The sequence below is a fragment of the Dolichospermum sp. LEGE 00246 genome, from assembly GCF_015207865.1.
In the GTDB taxonomy this organism is placed as follows: Bacteria; Cyanobacteriota; Cyanobacteriia; order Cyanobacteriales; family Nostocaceae; genus Dolichospermum; species Dolichospermum heterosporum.
In genome coordinates this window covers 1-14507 of record NZ_JADEWA010000091.1, presented here as the reverse complement: position 1 = coordinate 14507, position 14507 = coordinate 1, and the positions used below count along the sequence as shown (strand labels likewise).

16 protein-coding genes are annotated in these 14507 nt (G+C 38.2%); 9 read left to right on the top strand and 7 right to left on the bottom strand.

Annotation, left to right across the window (positions count from 1 at the left end; translation table 11 throughout):
- Positions 1-187 precede the first annotated feature (187 nt).
- From cobO to IQ228_RS08985, 6 genes are all read right to left on the bottom strand, one after another.
- On the bottom strand, positions 188-865 hold the full coding sequence (gene cobO / locus IQ228_RS09010; protein WP_027404363.1) for a cob(I)yrinic acid a,c-diamide adenosyltransferase: 678 nt from the start codon (positions 863-865) through the stop codon (positions 188-190).
- Between the two features lie 158 nt (positions 866-1023).
- The gene (locus IQ228_RS09005) at positions 1024-1386 is read right to left on the bottom strand and encodes a DUF5615 family PIN-like protein (RefSeq protein ID WP_193962687.1); all 363 of its coding nucleotides are present in this window, start codon (positions 1384-1386) and stop codon (positions 1024-1026) included.
- Positions 1383-1676: a DUF433 domain-containing protein gene (locus IQ228_RS09000; protein ID WP_193962686.1), complete on the bottom strand. Its 294-nt coding sequence runs from the start codon at positions 1674-1676 to the stop codon at positions 1383-1385. Before IQ228_RS09000 ends, IQ228_RS09005 begins: the two co-directional genes overlap by 4 nt.
- Positions 1677-1813: 137 nt before the next feature.
- Positions 1814-1966: a hypothetical protein gene (locus tag IQ228_RS08995; RefSeq protein WP_193962685.1), complete on the bottom strand. Its 153-nt coding sequence runs from the start codon at positions 1964-1966 to the stop codon at positions 1814-1816.
- 305 nt (positions 1967-2271) lie between these two features.
- On the bottom strand, positions 2272-2622 hold the full coding sequence (locus tag IQ228_RS08990; RefSeq protein ID WP_027404360.1) for a DUF5615 family PIN-like protein: 351 nt from the start codon (positions 2620-2622) through the stop codon (positions 2272-2274).
- Positions 2616-2975 (bottom strand): DUF433 domain-containing protein, encoded by a 360-nt coding sequence (locus IQ228_RS08985; protein WP_027404359.1) that lies wholly within the window; start codon positions 2973-2975, stop codon positions 2616-2618. Before IQ228_RS08985 ends, IQ228_RS08990 begins: the two co-directional genes overlap by 7 nt.
- A gap of 211 nt (positions 2976-3186) precedes the next feature.
- On the opposite strand from IQ228_RS08985, the gene speY reads away from it, so the two are divergent.
- Positions 3187-4335, top strand: coding sequence for a deoxyhypusine synthase (speY, locus tag IQ228_RS08980; protein WP_193962684.1), 1149 nt, complete (start codon positions 3187-3189; stop codon positions 4333-4335).
- 321 nt (positions 4336-4656) lie between these two features.
- On the opposite strand, the gene IQ228_RS08975 is transcribed toward speY, so the two are convergent.
- The gene (locus tag IQ228_RS08975; protein ID WP_027404357.1) at positions 4657-5148 is read right to left on the bottom strand and encodes a Spy/CpxP family protein refolding chaperone; all 492 of its coding nucleotides are present in this window, start codon (positions 5146-5148) and stop codon (positions 4657-4659) included.
- Positions 5149-5961: 813 nt separating this feature from the next.
- Here IQ228_RS08975 and IQ228_RS08970 point away from each other — a divergent pair.
- The 8 genes from IQ228_RS08970 to dnaG all read left to right on the top strand — a co-directional run bounded on the left by IQ228_RS08970 (position 5962) and on the right by dnaG (position 14363).
- Positions 5962-7179 carry a sensor histidine kinase gene (locus tag IQ228_RS08970; protein WP_193962683.1) on the top strand — a complete coding sequence of 406 codons (1218 nt, stop codon included), beginning with the start codon at positions 5962-5964 and terminating at the stop codon, positions 7177-7179.
- Positions 7180-7209: 30 nt separating this feature from the next.
- On the top strand, positions 7210-7872 hold the full coding sequence (locus IQ228_RS08965; protein ID WP_027404355.1) for a response regulator transcription factor: 663 nt from the start codon (positions 7210-7212) through the stop codon (positions 7870-7872).
- Between the two features lie 489 nt (positions 7873-8361).
- Positions 8362-8733 carry a roadblock/LC7 domain-containing protein gene (locus tag IQ228_RS08960; RefSeq protein ID WP_027404354.1) on the top strand — a complete coding sequence of 124 codons (372 nt, stop codon included), beginning with the start codon at positions 8362-8364 and terminating at the stop codon, positions 8731-8733.
- 224 nt (positions 8734-8957) lie between these two features.
- Entirely contained in the window at positions 8958-9503 is a 546-nt protein-coding gene (locus IQ228_RS08955; RefSeq protein WP_027404353.1) for an ATP/GTP-binding protein, read from the top strand.
- 77 nt (positions 9504-9580) lie between these two features.
- On the top strand, positions 9581-10459 hold the full coding sequence (locus tag IQ228_RS08950; RefSeq protein WP_193962682.1) for a DUF4388 domain-containing protein: 879 nt from the start codon (positions 9581-9583) through the stop codon (positions 10457-10459).
- A gap of 382 nt (positions 10460-10841) precedes the next feature.
- On the top strand, positions 10842-11303 hold the full coding sequence (locus tag IQ228_RS08945) for a hypothetical protein (RefSeq protein ID WP_027404351.1): 462 nt from the start codon (positions 10842-10844) through the stop codon (positions 11301-11303).
- Positions 11304-11399: 96 nt separating this feature from the next.
- Positions 11400-11954, top strand: coding sequence for a protoglobin domain-containing protein (locus IQ228_RS08940; protein WP_027404350.1), 555 nt, complete (start codon positions 11400-11402; stop codon positions 11952-11954).
- 498 nt (positions 11955-12452) lie between these two features.
- A complete protein-coding gene (gene dnaG, locus IQ228_RS08935) occupies positions 12453-14363 on the top strand; it encodes a DNA primase (protein WP_027404349.1) in 1911 nt (636 codons plus the stop codon).
- The last annotated feature ends 144 nt before the right edge of the window (positions 14364-14507 follow it).

Genomic DNA, 14507 nt, shown 5'->3' with positions numbered 1-14507 from the left:
GTACAAGAACCCCACCCCCAAACCCCTCCCCGCAAGCGAGGAGGAGGCTATAAATATACTCGATATGATTAGGAAATGCTATAAAGCAGGGAGAAATAAGTTAATGACCAATGACTAATGACTAATGACTAATGACCAATGACCAATGACCAATGACTAATGACCAATGACTAATGACTAATTTGAATTAATACTCAATTCCTGCTTGAGCTTTCACCCCTTGATCCTTAAAAGGATGCTTAACTAATGTCATTTCAGTGACTAAATCGGCTTTTTCAATTAATGCCGGTGGTGCGCCTCTTCCCGTGAGAATTACGTGCTTGTCTGCTGGTTTTTGAGCTAAACCTGCTAATATTTCTTCAACCTGTAAATAACCCAGTTTCAGAGCAATATTAATTTCATCGAGGAGAACTAATTTAAAGTCTGGGTTGTTGATAAATTCTAGGGATTTTTCCCAAGCAGCAGCAGCTTTATCAAGATCACGATCACGATCTTGAGTTTCCCATGTAAAGCCTTCTCCCATTGCATGAAATTCCAGTTGGTTTTCCCAATGGCTAAAAGCGCGTTTTTCTGCTGGTTCCCATGCGCCTTTGATAAACTGCACTATAGCTACTTTATATCCATGTCCGAGCGATCGCAACACCATTCCCAAAGCCGCTGTAGTTTTACCTTTACCATGACCAGTATTGACGATAATTAAACCTTTTTCCGGTATGGCTTTAGCTATTCTTTGATCTTGGACTTCTTTCCGTCGCTGCATTTTCTGACGGTATTTTTCATCAGTTTGGGATGATGAAATCACCTCATCAATTAACCGGGAAATTTCTTGATCTGGATTTAATTCTTCTGGAGTGTCGCTTTTCATAAACCCTGTTGATAAATAACTGTTAACACTAAGACAATGAAGTATAATTTTTCTGCTTTGATAAATTTATTAGTCATGATAGACCAGAAATCACATAAATTCTGTTAGCTACGATCTTAATAATTTAAAATTGTCAGAATTTATTTTTTCGGTAATTTTTAAACATAAGCACTAAGAAATATCAATTGGTTAACCATGTCTTGAGCCGGCTTGTCAGCAGCCAGTTTCAATAATCCTCGGAGTTGTTGACCAACTGAGTATTGCTGTTGTGAAGCCAAAATTATGCCAGTATGACTTTTATCCTCAGCCATAAAATCACGATGTAATCTGCAAAAATCACCGATATTGAAACTATAAATTACTCGCTTTTGTTCTGTTGCCCAAATTAATTGTTCTTCATCCGTATAACCCAATCTATTAACATCGGCAACTGTCACAACATCTAAATCAGCATTTCTCAATGCTTGTATCAGTGCAGTTTTGATAGTGTCTTCATCCAAATAGAAGCAAATACGATTCACGAGAGATGTCCTGTTTTATATTCTGCTTCGAGTCGCTGACATTCTTCTTGATACCGAGCAAATTCAATATCTAGTAATTCCTTATTAGCATAATAATAAGCCAACGCAGTGTAAATACCTGCAATTGTTAAATAAGGCTTATCTTCGATAATTTCTTCTGGGGTCATACCAGATTTAATCTCATTGACAATATACTGAACAGTAATGCGAGTGTCAGCAATGCGCGGACGACCACCACAAGTACTTGGTGTGCTAACAATCAAAGTGGAAATGTTTGTGAGGGTTGGCATCGGTTTCTGACTTAATCCTCTGAAATAATTTTATTGTAAACCGAAAAGAGCGATAGCGAAGCACTCCATAGAAATCGCATTTTTCGCCGCAGAGTAACGCTAAGTCGCTCTTTTTAAGCTTTTACTCTGCTTATATTTTATATCTCAATCGAACCAACATTAAAACAAAGTTCTAATTGCTCTCTACTGATTTCTAATTCCCAAACTTTATCTGTAATTTCCCTTTGTAATTCTTCAAGAGATGTCAAGAATGATTCTCGGTGGGATTCAATCTCATAGGACTTACGCACTGTACAAATTTACCATGATATGAATGAAGGAAATTGGGTCGTTTTCGGCTTTGGGAATAACTTATTGAGTAGGGTGCGTCAGATAGAGGGAATCTGTTTTTTTGTCAAAATATCGTGTCTGACGCACCCTACAAGGGATAAAATTTACCTCACATCTCACATATTTGGGGAATCTTGTCAATGCGTAAATCCTATATACTTAATTTCCGAGTAATCTTTAGCGTCACCCATAATAACCTCTATGCTCCAAATATCTTAAGTTTCGCCCATTTTATCACCATTTTCCTTTAAGTACGATTTGATTTTTACAGAGGAAGATAGTAAATTTGTCCTGTCAATTCTCCCTCTAAACAGCACTCTATCAGAAGCAGAATATCTTCTATCACCTGCCCAATTCGTGTATCTGTAATAACTTCAATAACTCCTGGCATTGGCTGACCTTGTGTGATTCGTTTATAGGCATAGTTTGTAATTGTAGCGACATCATGAGTAAGTAAAACTCGGTTTTCTTGGGCTGCCCATGCCAGGATAGTCGGGTCATCTTCACCCAAAAGACCAACATCTTGGACTCTGACAATATCAATATTTGGGTTACGTCGCAACAATCCCCTCACAATAGTATTATCAAAATTCTCATCAGCAAGCAGTTTCAACATACTTCCCGTTCTGCTTTCCTCGCCAGCAATCTATCACGCAACCCTTGGGGGTCAAATTTTGCCTCATTCATCCTGCGAATTTCCTGTGCTTGTTGCTGTCTTTGCTGTAGATACGCTTCCACTTCTTGTTGATGATTGAGGTAAAAGGCAATGGTAGCATAGATATCAGCAAGTTTAAGGGATGGATAACGGTAAGCAATTTCTTCTGCTGTTGTTCCTTGTTTAAAAACAGCAATTACCGTATCTAGTGTTACACGAGTTTTGCCTATCCTAATGACACCATCAGTGGTAAATTCCAATGGTGCGGGTTCGGATGCGATTCCTTCAGAGAGACTCACTAACGCTTGTGCCATAATTAATAACAAGTTAGTTATGTTTAATAATAGCAAATATTGGTTTAGATATACCTTTGAATTTACTTAAATAGAAAATTGGATGACTCCCAAAGTATTCTTTTAAGCATTGTCACTAATTTATATCGCTTCAGAACATTTTAGCAACTTCCGTACATTTGAATACGATAACATTAGATTCAGCATATTTACTATTCAGGATTTCCCAAAAATGTCACAAAAGCCAGGTAAGAAAATTGCACCTATTCCCATGTCTAACAATGTTAGCGTGGTTGACTTGATTGATACCTATTTTACCGCTTACAACTCAGCCCGGTTGCGGGAAGCCTGTCAACTGCTGACTAAGGAAGTATTTCAAGAGGGTGTCACTGTGGGAGTTAGCCTGTCTGGGGCGATGACACCGGCAGGTTTCGGGGTTTCCGCCCTTGCGCCCCTAATTCGCAATGGTTTTATTGACTGGATGATTAGCACTGGCGCGAATCTTTACCATGATATGCACTATGGTTTGGGGTTTGAACTATTTGCTGGTAGTCCTTTTTTAGATGATGTTAAGTTGCGGGAAGAGGGGACAATTAGAATTTATGACATTGTTTTTGGTTATGATGTACTGCTAGAAACCGATGCTTTTATTCGCAAAGTTCTCCAAGCTGAACCTTTCCAAAAACCCATGGGAACGGCTGAATTTCATCATTTACTGGGTAAGTGCGTCTGGGAAATAGAAAAGCAATTGGGTGTGAAAAATTCCTGTTTATTGGCGACAGCTTATGAGTGTGGCGTACCTATTTATACTTCTTCTCCTGGGGATAGTTCCATAGGGATGAATGTCGCCGCTTTGGCTTTAGAAGGTTCAAAGCTGGTAATAGATCCGTCCATTGATGTCAACGAAACCGCAGCGATTGTTTATGGGGCGCGAGAAAATGAGGGGACAAGTGCGGCGGTAATTATTGGTGGTGGTAGTCCTAAAAACTTTTTATTACAAACACAACCGCAACTTCACGAGGTTTTAGGATTGGAAGAACGGGGACATGATTTTTTTGTGCAGTTTACTGATGCCCGTCCTGATACTGGTGGTTTATCCGGTGCGACTCCGGCAGAGGCGGTGAGTTGGGGTAAGATTGACCCAGATGAGTTACCTAGCGCTATTGTTTGTTATACCGACAGTACGATTGCTCTGCCTTTGGTGACGGCTTATGTTCTGAATCAGTGTCCACCACGCCCCCTAAAGCGGCTCTATGATGGACGGGAAGCTTTGTTAAATACTTTGCAAAAGGATTATCTAGCGGTTAAGGACAAGCCTGTTAGTCAGGGTAGTAATGCCAAAGCAGCTACTTATCCTTGCGGTACACCAGTGAAAGGTTAGGGTTTTATTATAAGTAATTGGACAAAAATATTTACAGTCATTGCGAGGGAAGGGAAGCAATCACAACCCTGGCGATTGCTTCATTTCACTTCGTTCCATATAGCTAACGCCACGCTGCGCTAACTCAATGACATTGTGTAATTAATTCTGTCTCACTACTTAATATTGTGGGCGATAGTGTTTGCGGAGCGTGTGCCTTGCACTCAGCGCTCCACAAAAATCGCTAATCAAGCTTAATCGCCCCTACATTTGTTCATCAAATTTTAAAACATCCTCTTATACTCACCTATGACCTATTAATCTTATTTGAATAGTTGAAAACTATTGAGGTTTATTTTGTTGACTACGAGAACGCATATTTTCCCGCATTTGCTTAATTTGCGCTTTCTGTTCAGGAGTTAATACAGCGTCTATTTGTTGTTTTGATGACTCTCTAATTTTTTTAATTTGAGCTTTTTGTTCAGCAGTTAAGCCTAATGAAGCAAAAATATCACCTCTTTTTCCACGTCCTTCTTTGCGTTGTTCTTGTCCTTGTTGACGTTGTGCTTTATGTTCTGCCATTGCAGCTTGTAATTTAGTCTTTTGTGCCGTCGTCAAAACAGCCTCAATTTGAGTGCGGGTATTGCTACGAATTTCTTTCATTTTAGCTTTTTGTTCAACGGTCAAATTCAACTTTTTAAATGAACCTTTTTTTTGCCATTCCTGACCAGGTTGGGGTGAAGATGAATTTTGTTCTGCTTGAACTGCAAAGGGAGTTGCGATTAAAGTCAAAGCCAGAGTACCAGCAATTAGTGATAATGTCTTTAGTTTCATAATTACCTTTTGGTTATGTTTGGTTATGTCGGGTTTCTATGTTCCTATCATAGAGACTAACACCAGTAACCACATGAGGCAAAAGTCACGTCTACACCCATTACTTTAGTCATGACATTAGCATTTAGATATTCTACTCCGATTCTATTTCAATTTAATCGTGATACAAATATTTATAGCGATTCTTAGCTGAGTGAAATACAAGAACCCCACCCCTAAACCCCTCCAATATCAAAAGTTTATCCTTTTCTTCCTCCGCTGTGGGGGGATTCAGGGGGTGCAGCTTATGATGTAAGTAATTGGACAAAAATATTTACAGTCATTGCGAGGGAAGGGAAGCAATCACAACCCTGGCGATTGATTCATTTCACTTCGTTATATATGGCTAACGCCACACTGTGCTAACACAATAACATTGTGCAATTAATTCTGTCTCGCTACTTATCTGTCTCATTCAAGTGCATACTGCTATATGGGAGGATGTTTTAAAAGTGGTATCCCGTAATTTTCATCACATTTTTACCCCCCTTTCCCCTTATGAAGGGGGGAAACAAGAAAATCCAGTTCCCTCCCCTTCACAAGGGGAGGGTTAGGGAGGGGTAAAAAATTTGATACAGCAATCATGACTTTTCAAACACCCTCTGAGTCAGGTTGAGGATTTCAGCCTTGTATACTCAAAACGGATTGATTGTTTGATTCTAAACGTAGGGGTAAAGCATGAGCTAAACACCTACACATCTGGGTTCTTTATCATTTGGCAAAAGTTTAAATCTCACCCGTGTTTAGTATGACTGTATTAATTATTAATCAATTATGAATCGTCCTATTCAGTTTAATAATCATCCTTTTCGATTTCTGTTGTATTTAGAATGGCTATTGTTGGGATTTTCAGCGTTAATGGCATTAATGCCATCTCCCTCACCGCGCTTTTCGGCAATGTATCCAGAATTGACAATTTGTAGTTTAACAATTTTTGGTTTAATGGGTTTAAGATTGCCTACTTTCAATAAAACTAATAAAATCATTTATACAGCATTGGAAGTTATCTTAATTTTAATTACTGGTTTTTTTGGTGGTAGAAGTGCGAGACTTTTTCCCTTTCTCTATTTAATTTTGGTAACTCGTAGTTGTTTGATTTTTCAACTTCCCGGACGATTAACAGTTACTTTATCTTCATTTATTTTATTTCTATTTACTCTGAGACAACGGATACCTCATGGAAGATTTTCACCAATAGCTCAGGAAAGATTTAGATTTTTTAGTTTTAGTTTGGCGGTTCTATTTGGTTTAAGTTTAGTATTTGTGTTACTACTAATGAATACTGTTTTAGCTGAACGGCAAAGTAGAGATAAACTACAAGCTGCCAATGAAAAACTTCGTCAATATGCCTTGAAAATTGAAAGTCAGGCAACTTTGGAAGAACGCAACCGCATTGCTAGAGAAATTCATGATTCTTTAGGACATTCTCTAACGGCTCTAAATCTGCAATTAGAAACTGCTTTAAAGTTATCAAAACATGATACACCTAGAGCAATGACGTTTTTAGCCACTGCAAAAGAACTCGGTTCAAAAGCCTTAAAAGATATCCGGCAATCGGTTTCTACTATGAGATACCATCCTTTACAGGGACAAATATTAGAGGAGGCAATTAAGGTTCTTGCAGCGGATTTTCAGCGTTATAATGGCATTTTACCCAGTTGTCAAATTTCTATTATCTCTCCACTGCCTATGGAAATCAGCACTCCTATTTATCGAATCATTCAAGAATCATTAACGAATATTTCTAAATATGCCCAAGCCACAGAAGTTCAATTAGAATTAATAACAACTTTAGCAGGGTTGAAGTTAATAATTCAGGATAACGGCAAAGGTTTTGAAGTGGGGCAAAATACTACTGGATTTGGTTTACAAAGTATGCGCGATCGCACTTTAGCATTAGGAGGCGAATTTCAGATTAACAGCAGCCATAATCATGGTTGTCAAATAATAGTTGATATCCCTTATTCATATCCAGACATAGCAATGGAATAGCCTATTACCTATTACCCATTACCCATAAAAATGATTACAGTCTTACTTGTAGATGATCAAAGCTTAATTCGTCAAGGTCTAAGAGCCTTATTAGAATTAGAAATAGATATAGAAATTGTGGGAGAAGCAGAAAATGGTCAAACCGCAATTAATCTAGTTGAAAAATTACAACCTAACGTAATTTTAATGGATATCAGAATGCCTATCATGGATGGAGTTGCTGCTACCAAAGAAATTAATCAGCATTTTCCTCACAGCAAAATTCTCATATTAACAACTTTTGATGATGATGAATATGTAAAAGCCGGATTACAAAATGGTGCAATGGGTTATTTACTCAAAGATACACCCTCAGAAGAGTTAGCAGTTGCCATTCGTGCAGTTGACAAAGGATATTCCCAATTAGGACCAGGAATAGTCAAAAAACTAGTTACTCAATTTCCGGCTACTTTGCCCCAAGCTGTATTAGCTGTACCACCGCACCTCACGGAACTTACCCCCAGAGAAAAAGAAGTTTTGCGGTTAATTGCCATTGGCGATAATAATCGAGAAATTGCCAAAAAACTGTATATTTCCGAAGGTACAGTCAAAAATCATGTCACCAATATGTTGAATCGGCTGAATTTACGCGATCGCACACAAGCTGCTATCCTAGCCAATAGTTTTTTGACATACTTAGAACAAGATATTTGAAATAAATAGCACGTAGTTTCTTTGATGTAGTCATTATCAGATTACAACCTTTCCTCAGCACCACATTTATATAGACATACTTGATAATATTGACAAAAATTAATACACAATACTCAAAACTTCCTATAGTTGACACTCTCAACAAAAACTAAAACAGAATACCCAAAATTGACACCGATTAAATCACCTCAAAAGCTGATGTCATATAAGTTACACAGCTTAAGATTACAAACAAAGCAATAATCTTAACTTATATTAATAATAAGAAAAACTAAATTCCGTATTTTTTCGGTATCATCTTAGTTTTGACTGGTGCATAATTTAAATCACAAGAATACTAGAAAAGAGGCATCCATTTACACAGTCCCATTATTGTTTCTTTAAAATAAATGATACTGTACTACTACAAGTAAAAAGAGTTTGTTAAATTCCGTATTTACTTGATTTTCCTACCCACTTTCCCATTTAAAACAACGGAGAATAATCATCATGGCTATCAACGCAGAAAAACTCAGCATGGTTTTACAAAACTTTGTTAGTGCTACTACTGATGTACAGGGAGCAGCACTTGTTACTCCCGATGGACTCCCTTTAGCAGCAAGCTTACCAGGTGGAATGGATGAAGAAAGGGTATCAGCCATGTCCGCATCTATGTTATCCTTAGGCGAAAGAATTGGTATGGAATTAGCCAGAGGAACTATTGACCGAATCTTTGTAGAAGGCAATAAAGGCTTTGGTATCTTAACTGGTTGTGGTCAAGATGCCGTGCTTCTAGTTTTAGCCAGTGAAAGTGCTAAACAAGGATTACTAATGCTAGAAATCAAACGAGTGCTAGCAGAATTAAAGCTGATCCTCATGTAAATCACATCACCTTAGAGGTTAACTTATCCAGAGTTCCCCAATAGATAAATACTGCTGATTCTAGGGAACTTTTTACTTAATTGGATGTGTTTATTTTTGCAGTAAGTAGCTAGATTGGTCGTGTCAGCCTGAGTACGGGATAGTGCCAACCTTGCCAGAATTAAACAAGAAGAAAATAAAAATGTGAGCAACTGTAAACATTTTTGTATCGAAGGGTGATAAAGATGGAAATTATGCGCTTGGTTGTCACAGGAACTGTAGGGGCTGGTAAATCTACCTTTATTCGTTCCGTTAGTGAAATTGAAGTTGTAGATACAGATACCCGTGCAACTGATGAAACAGCATTGCTGAAGAAAAGAACCACTGTAGCCTTTGACTTCGGCAGATTGCAATTTGGTCCAGATATGGCATTGCACCTTTACGGAACACCTGGTCAAACTCGCTTTGACTTTATGTGGGATATTTTGATTAATAAAGCACACGCTTATATTGTACTCATCGCAGCCCATAGACCAAGAGAATTTCGTCAAGCACGGAATATTATCAACTTCATGCAAGCGAGAGTTAGTGTACCGATGATCATCGGTATTAGCCATACAGATTGTCCCGGAGCTTGGGCAGAGGAAGATATATACTTAGCAATTGGTTATGTAGATGAGCAGAATCGGCCTCCTTTAGTTAAGGTGAATCCTAACGAAAGAGACTCAGTAGCAGAAGCAGTAATTCACTTAGTACAACACTTAATGGAAAGTTGTGCAGTTGAGAGTTAAGAGCTTTTTTGAAAGTACAAATTGGGATTTTGAATTCTGGGTTTTAATAAATCTCTTCTTCATCAAGGGGGCTGATTATGTCTATTAATGGTAACTTTGCAGATTTTTCTTTGCCAGAACTGCTGCAATTTTTAGATCAAGGCAAAAAGACAGGTATACTTCATATTGAATTGTCATCTGACAAAAATCAAACTAACGCCAAGCAACTTTATTATATTTGGCTGCATCAAGGACGAGTTGTAGCTGCATCTGATCGTTTAGATCAACAAGGTTTAACATTGTTAATTGCTCAACGAGGATGGGTAAGTGAGCGGGTAATTTCTAGGGTGACTCACATTTCTTCCTGTTTTATTAATTCACCTTTGGGACTGTGCCTAAAATCCCAAGGTTTAGTCCAACCAGAACAACTGAAACTATTGTTTAACTCTCAGGTTCTCCGTCCAGTCTGTGCCTTATTTCAAATTAAAGATGGTCAGTTCAAATTTGAACCAATTACAGCTTTACCATTGGGAGAAATGACAGGTTTGAGTATGTCCGCAACCGAAGTTATATTAATCGGATTGCGAGCATTACGAGACTGGAATGCCTTAGCTGAAAAACTACCAGATCCCACATCTGGCTTATCAGGTCTAAGTTCAAAACAGCCCAAATTACAGCTAAATGCTCAAGAATGGCAAGTATGGGAATTTGCCAATGGTGAAGTTGCCCTAGCCAAAATCGCCGATCAACTTAATCTCGCCGTAGATACAGTATTGCAAATAGCTTTCCGTCTCATTGTGATTGGTTTAGCAGAAGAACATTTTATGATTGCCGCTACTTCTGTCTCCATGACCGAGGAAGTTTCTACTTACGAAATACCCATAGTTGCACCAATTCCAGAACCTACTCAAAAGCCAGCAGTTAGTCAATCATTTCTCAAAAATTTAGTCGGTTTTCTGCGGAGTAAAACTGCTTAATTAATCCTGTTACTGCTACTAGTACAGGTTGGCGTAAATAGCATGACCATTAAAAGCTCTGAAGATTTGATAGCCTACAAGGATTGAAAATGGTTCATTCACTTACGCCGCAGTGTAAGTAGTGAGACAGAATTAATTACACAATGTCATTGCGTTAGCGCAGCGTGGCGTTAGCCATAGGGAACGAAGTGAAATGAAGCAATCGCCAGGGTTGTGATTGCTTCCCTTCCCTCGCAATGACTGTAAATATTTTTGTCCAATTACTTGCTAGCTTAATTTTGAGAAATTTCTATACTCTATCTTTTACAGAGTAAAAACAGACATTAATTAAATCCAGATACGACTATCAATGAACAGAATCCTTTAACTGAGAATTTGAATTATGTCATTACGCAAAGAACTAGGCGATTTTAATAGTATTGTCTGTTTTAAATCTGCTATTACAGGTATGGAAGAAGCTCTTGGGGAAAAAGCTACAGCTATTGCCCTAACTACAGCCGGTCGTACTAGGGGTAAAAAGTTAGCTGAAGATTTAGGTTTAGCAGGATCTACACTTTCATTAGATGATGCAGCAGATAAATTAAAACAAGCTTTAGGTAAAGAAGGTACTTGTTTATGTATCGTTGAAAAAATTGTGGCTGACGGTGAAGTTATTAGAGTCTATACAACTGAAACCTTGTGTTCTGCTGGTGAAGTAGCAGGTTCAACCCGTAAATGCACTTTTACTATGGGTGCAGTTTGGGGTGCTGTTGAACAACTAATTGGTAAACGGTTGAGAGGAACACATACTGACTCAGTTCTCAGAGGTGGTACTCATGATGTGTTTGAATTCACTCCTTTGTAGGAATACCAAATTTTGAGAAATACTGATACTCTATCTTTTACAGAGTATCAACAAAAGTTAATTAAATCCACACCTAACTATTTTTAAGGATTCATTATGGCTATTGAACCTCGCGCTTTTTTGACCACCATGGAAACCCGGATTGGTCTAACGGCTGAAGATAAAAAGGTAATGCAAGCAAATACCGATTGGGGAACAGCAGTTGCTGAAGAAATGGCAAATCATTTCTATGAATTCCTGGGACGTGATGCAGAAATGAGTGGTATTTTAAATGCCACTGAGGGACGGGTTCATCGTTTACACGCCACCTTTATTGATTGGTTTAATCAAATGTTTACAGGGATGGATAATTGGGGCGATGAATATGCAAAATGTCGTTGGCATATTGGCTTGGTTCATGTGAAAATTGGTATTGCTCCTCAGCACGTAGTTCCAGCAATGGCAGTTGTGGTTGATAAAGTCGGCAAAAAACTCAAAGTTGATGGTAAATCAGATGAATTAAAAGATGCCTTGGCTAAAGTTTGTATGATTGATTTAGCTTTTATTGAACAAGCTTATGTAGAAGTTTCTTCCGCTGCGGTACTTAAAGAAACTGGTTGGTCAGCAGCCCTATTCAGACGTTTGATTGCTACTGGTGCATCTGATATGTAATAGGTAATGGGGAATGGGGAATAGGTAATAGGTAATGGGTAATGGGTAATGGGTAATGGGGAATAGGGTTTAGCAGTGTTTATTGGTGTCAACTTAGAGGGTGTTTTAAAAGTTATGGTTGATGTATCAAATATTTTTTACCCCACCCTAACCCTGCCCTTAGTAAGGGGAGGGAACTGGATTTTTATTGTTACCCCCCTTTATAAGGGGAAAGGGGGGTAACAATGTGATGAAAATTACGGGATACGACTTTTCAAACATCCTCTTAGGACTGGCGCATAGAATATGGCTTCCCCACGCCAAGATCAACCGCTGCTACACAAAAGTTCTTCTAGCGTCCCGCAGGGATAGTTAGTCTACGCGGACTAACGAAAAATCAAGGAATTTAAACCCACGCAGGTGGGTTTTGCCTGTGTAGACGCGGTTTCTAACCGCCCGGTTAACTTAATCAGTGACTCCTGCTATATAATGGATGTCAGTTATAATCGTTGACTGCTCATGCAAATTCCTCGTTTACATCCAGACACTATCGAAGAAGTAAAACTCAGGGCTGATATTGTTGATGTAGTCTCGGAGTATGTAGTCTTGCGGAAACGGGGTAAAGATTTTGTGGGGTTATGCCCTTTTCATGATGAGAAAAGTCCTAGTTTTACAGTTAGTCCCAATAAGCAAATGTATTATTGCTTTGGCTGTCAAGCTGCGGGTAATGCAATTAAATTTGTCATGGATTTGGGAAAACGCCAATTTGCAGATGTGGTACTAGATTTAGCAAAGCGTTATCAAGTCCCGGTTAAAACTTTAGAACCTGAACAAAGACAAGAATTACAACGGCAGATATCTTTACGTGATCAATTATATACTGTTCTCGCTTCCGCTGCTCAATTTTATCAACACACTTTAAGACAATCTCAAGGACAAAAAGCATTAGAGTATTTAGAAAAAACTCGTCAATTTAAACAAGGAACAATTCAACAATTTGGTTTAGGTTATGCTCCTGCGGGTTGGGAAACTCTTTACCGTTATTTGGTGGAAAGTAAACATTATCCGGTGCAATTGGTAGAACAAGCGGGATTAATTAAACCCCGGAAAGAAGGGGGCGGATATTATGATGTATTCCGCGATCGCCTAATGATTCCCATTCGTGATATTCAAGGCAGAGTTATTGCTTTTGGTGGCAGAACTTTAACAGATGAACAACCGAAATATCTCAATTCTCCAGAAACAGAATTATTTAGTAAGGGGAAAACCCTATTTGCTTTAGATGAAGCGAAAGACGGTATTTCTAAAGTAGATCAAGCTGTGGTTGTCGAGGGGTATTTTGATGCGATCGCTCTCCATGCAGCCGGAATTAATAACGCCGTTGCTTCCCTCGGTACAGCCTTAAGTTTAGAACAAGTGCGGCTCTTATTACGTTACACAGAATCCAAACAATTAGTCCTGAATTTCGATGCTGATAAAGCCGGAACAACCGCCACAGAAAGGGCAATTGGTGAAATTGCTAATTTGGCTTATACAGGGGAAGTCCAATTAAAAATTCTCAATTTACCTAATGGTAAAGATGCTGACGAATATCTACATAGTCATACCCCAGCAGATTATCAACAACTATTAACAAATGCGCCACTTTGGCTAGATTGGCAAATTCAAAATATTATTAAAAATCGAGATTTAAAACAAGCCACCGACTTTCAACAAGTCACCCAACAAATAGTTAAACTATTGCAGAATATAGTTAATAGTGATACACTTAATTATTATGTTTCCTACTGTGCAGAAATCCTGAGTTTAGGAGATACTAGACTGATTCCTTTAAGAGTTGAAAATCTCTTAACTCAAATTAAACCCGGTAGTATAAAACCCTCAATTCCGCGCACAAGCAGACCACCTACTAAAACCCCAAAGCTATCTTTAGTAACAACTGAACGGAGTTTACTAGAACGAGCCGAGGCATTATTGTTAATTATTTATCTTCATTCTTCCCAGCAGCGGCAAATAATTATTGAAGATTTAGAAACCCGCAATTTAGAATTTAGTCTTTCTCATCATCGTTTTTTGTGGCAACAAATGGCAGAATTCATAGTTGATGAAGTTGATTTAATTTCTAGTGTGCAAAATAGATATTTAGAATTAGGGGAAGAATTAGACATAGTTTCCCATATATTTCATCTCAATGAAAAAAATAAAACAGAAATATTGCGAACTCCTCACGTTATCCAAGCAGCACTAGCTTGTATGGAAAGAGTATTCAGAGAAAAACGCTATCGTTATTTTATGGAACAATGGGAAAAAATAGACCCTCAAACCGAACCAGAAAAAGATAAATATTATGCTGAAGCCATATATATAGAAAAAATCCATTTACACGACTTGGAGAAACAGCGACAATTTTCTATTACCGATTTAATTTAAGAACTTGCGTAGGTTGGGTTGACGCAAGGAAACCCAACATTTAAATAATTGTCTGAATCAGGATACTCAGGATTTCAGGATTTACAGGATTTTTGTTTTCATAATGATTTAGCGGATTTTATCATTTAAATAATTGTCAGAATC

Excerpts from the sequence above, each read along its gene's own strand:
- speY (WP_193962684.1), top strand. The coding sequence starts at position 3,187 with ATGTCACAAAAGCCAGGTAAGAAAATTGCACCTATTCCCATGTCTAAC.
- IQ228_RS08950 (WP_193962682.1), top strand. The coding sequence starts at position 9,581 with ATGTCTATTAATGGTAACTTTGCAGATTTTTCTTTGCCAGAACTGCTG.
- cobO (WP_027404363.1), bottom strand. The coding sequence starts at position 865 with ATGAAAAGCGACACTCCAGAAGAATTAAATCCAGATCAAGAAATTTCC.
- dnaG (WP_027404349.1), top strand. The coding sequence starts at position 12,453 with ATGCAAATTCCTCGTTTACATCCAGACACTATCGAAGAAGTAAAACTC.
- IQ228_RS08960 (WP_027404354.1), top strand. The coding sequence starts at position 8,362 with ATGGCTATCAACGCAGAAAAACTCAGCATGGTTTTACAAAACTTTGTT.
- IQ228_RS08975 (WP_027404357.1), bottom strand. The coding sequence starts at position 5,148 with ATGAAACTAAAGACATTATCACTAATTGCTGGTACTCTGGCTTTGACT.
- IQ228_RS08965 (WP_027404355.1), top strand. The coding sequence starts at position 7,210 with ATGATTACAGTCTTACTTGTAGATGATCAAAGCTTAATTCGTCAAGGT.
- IQ228_RS08955 (WP_027404353.1), top strand. The coding sequence starts at position 8,958 with ATGGAAATTATGCGCTTGGTTGTCACAGGAACTGTAGGGGCTGGTAAA.
- IQ228_RS08970 (WP_193962683.1), top strand. The coding sequence starts at position 5,962 with ATGAATCGTCCTATTCAGTTTAATAATCATCCTTTTCGATTTCTGTTG.
- IQ228_RS08985 (WP_027404359.1), bottom strand. The coding sequence starts at position 2,975 with ATGGCACAAGCGTTAGTGAGTCTCTCTGAAGGAATCGCATCCGAACCC.
- IQ228_RS08940 (WP_027404350.1), top strand. The coding sequence starts at position 11,400 with ATGGCTATTGAACCTCGCGCTTTTTTGACCACCATGGAAACCCGGATT.
- IQ228_RS08990 (WP_027404360.1), bottom strand. The coding sequence starts at position 2,622 with ATGTTGAAACTGCTTGCTGATGAGAATTTTGATAATACTATTGTGAGG.
- IQ228_RS08945 (WP_027404351.1), top strand. The coding sequence starts at position 10,842 with ATGTCATTACGCAAAGAACTAGGCGATTTTAATAGTATTGTCTGTTTT.
- IQ228_RS09000 (WP_193962686.1), bottom strand. The coding sequence starts at position 1,676 with ATGCCAACCCTCACAAACATTTCCACTTTGATTGTTAGCACACCAAGT.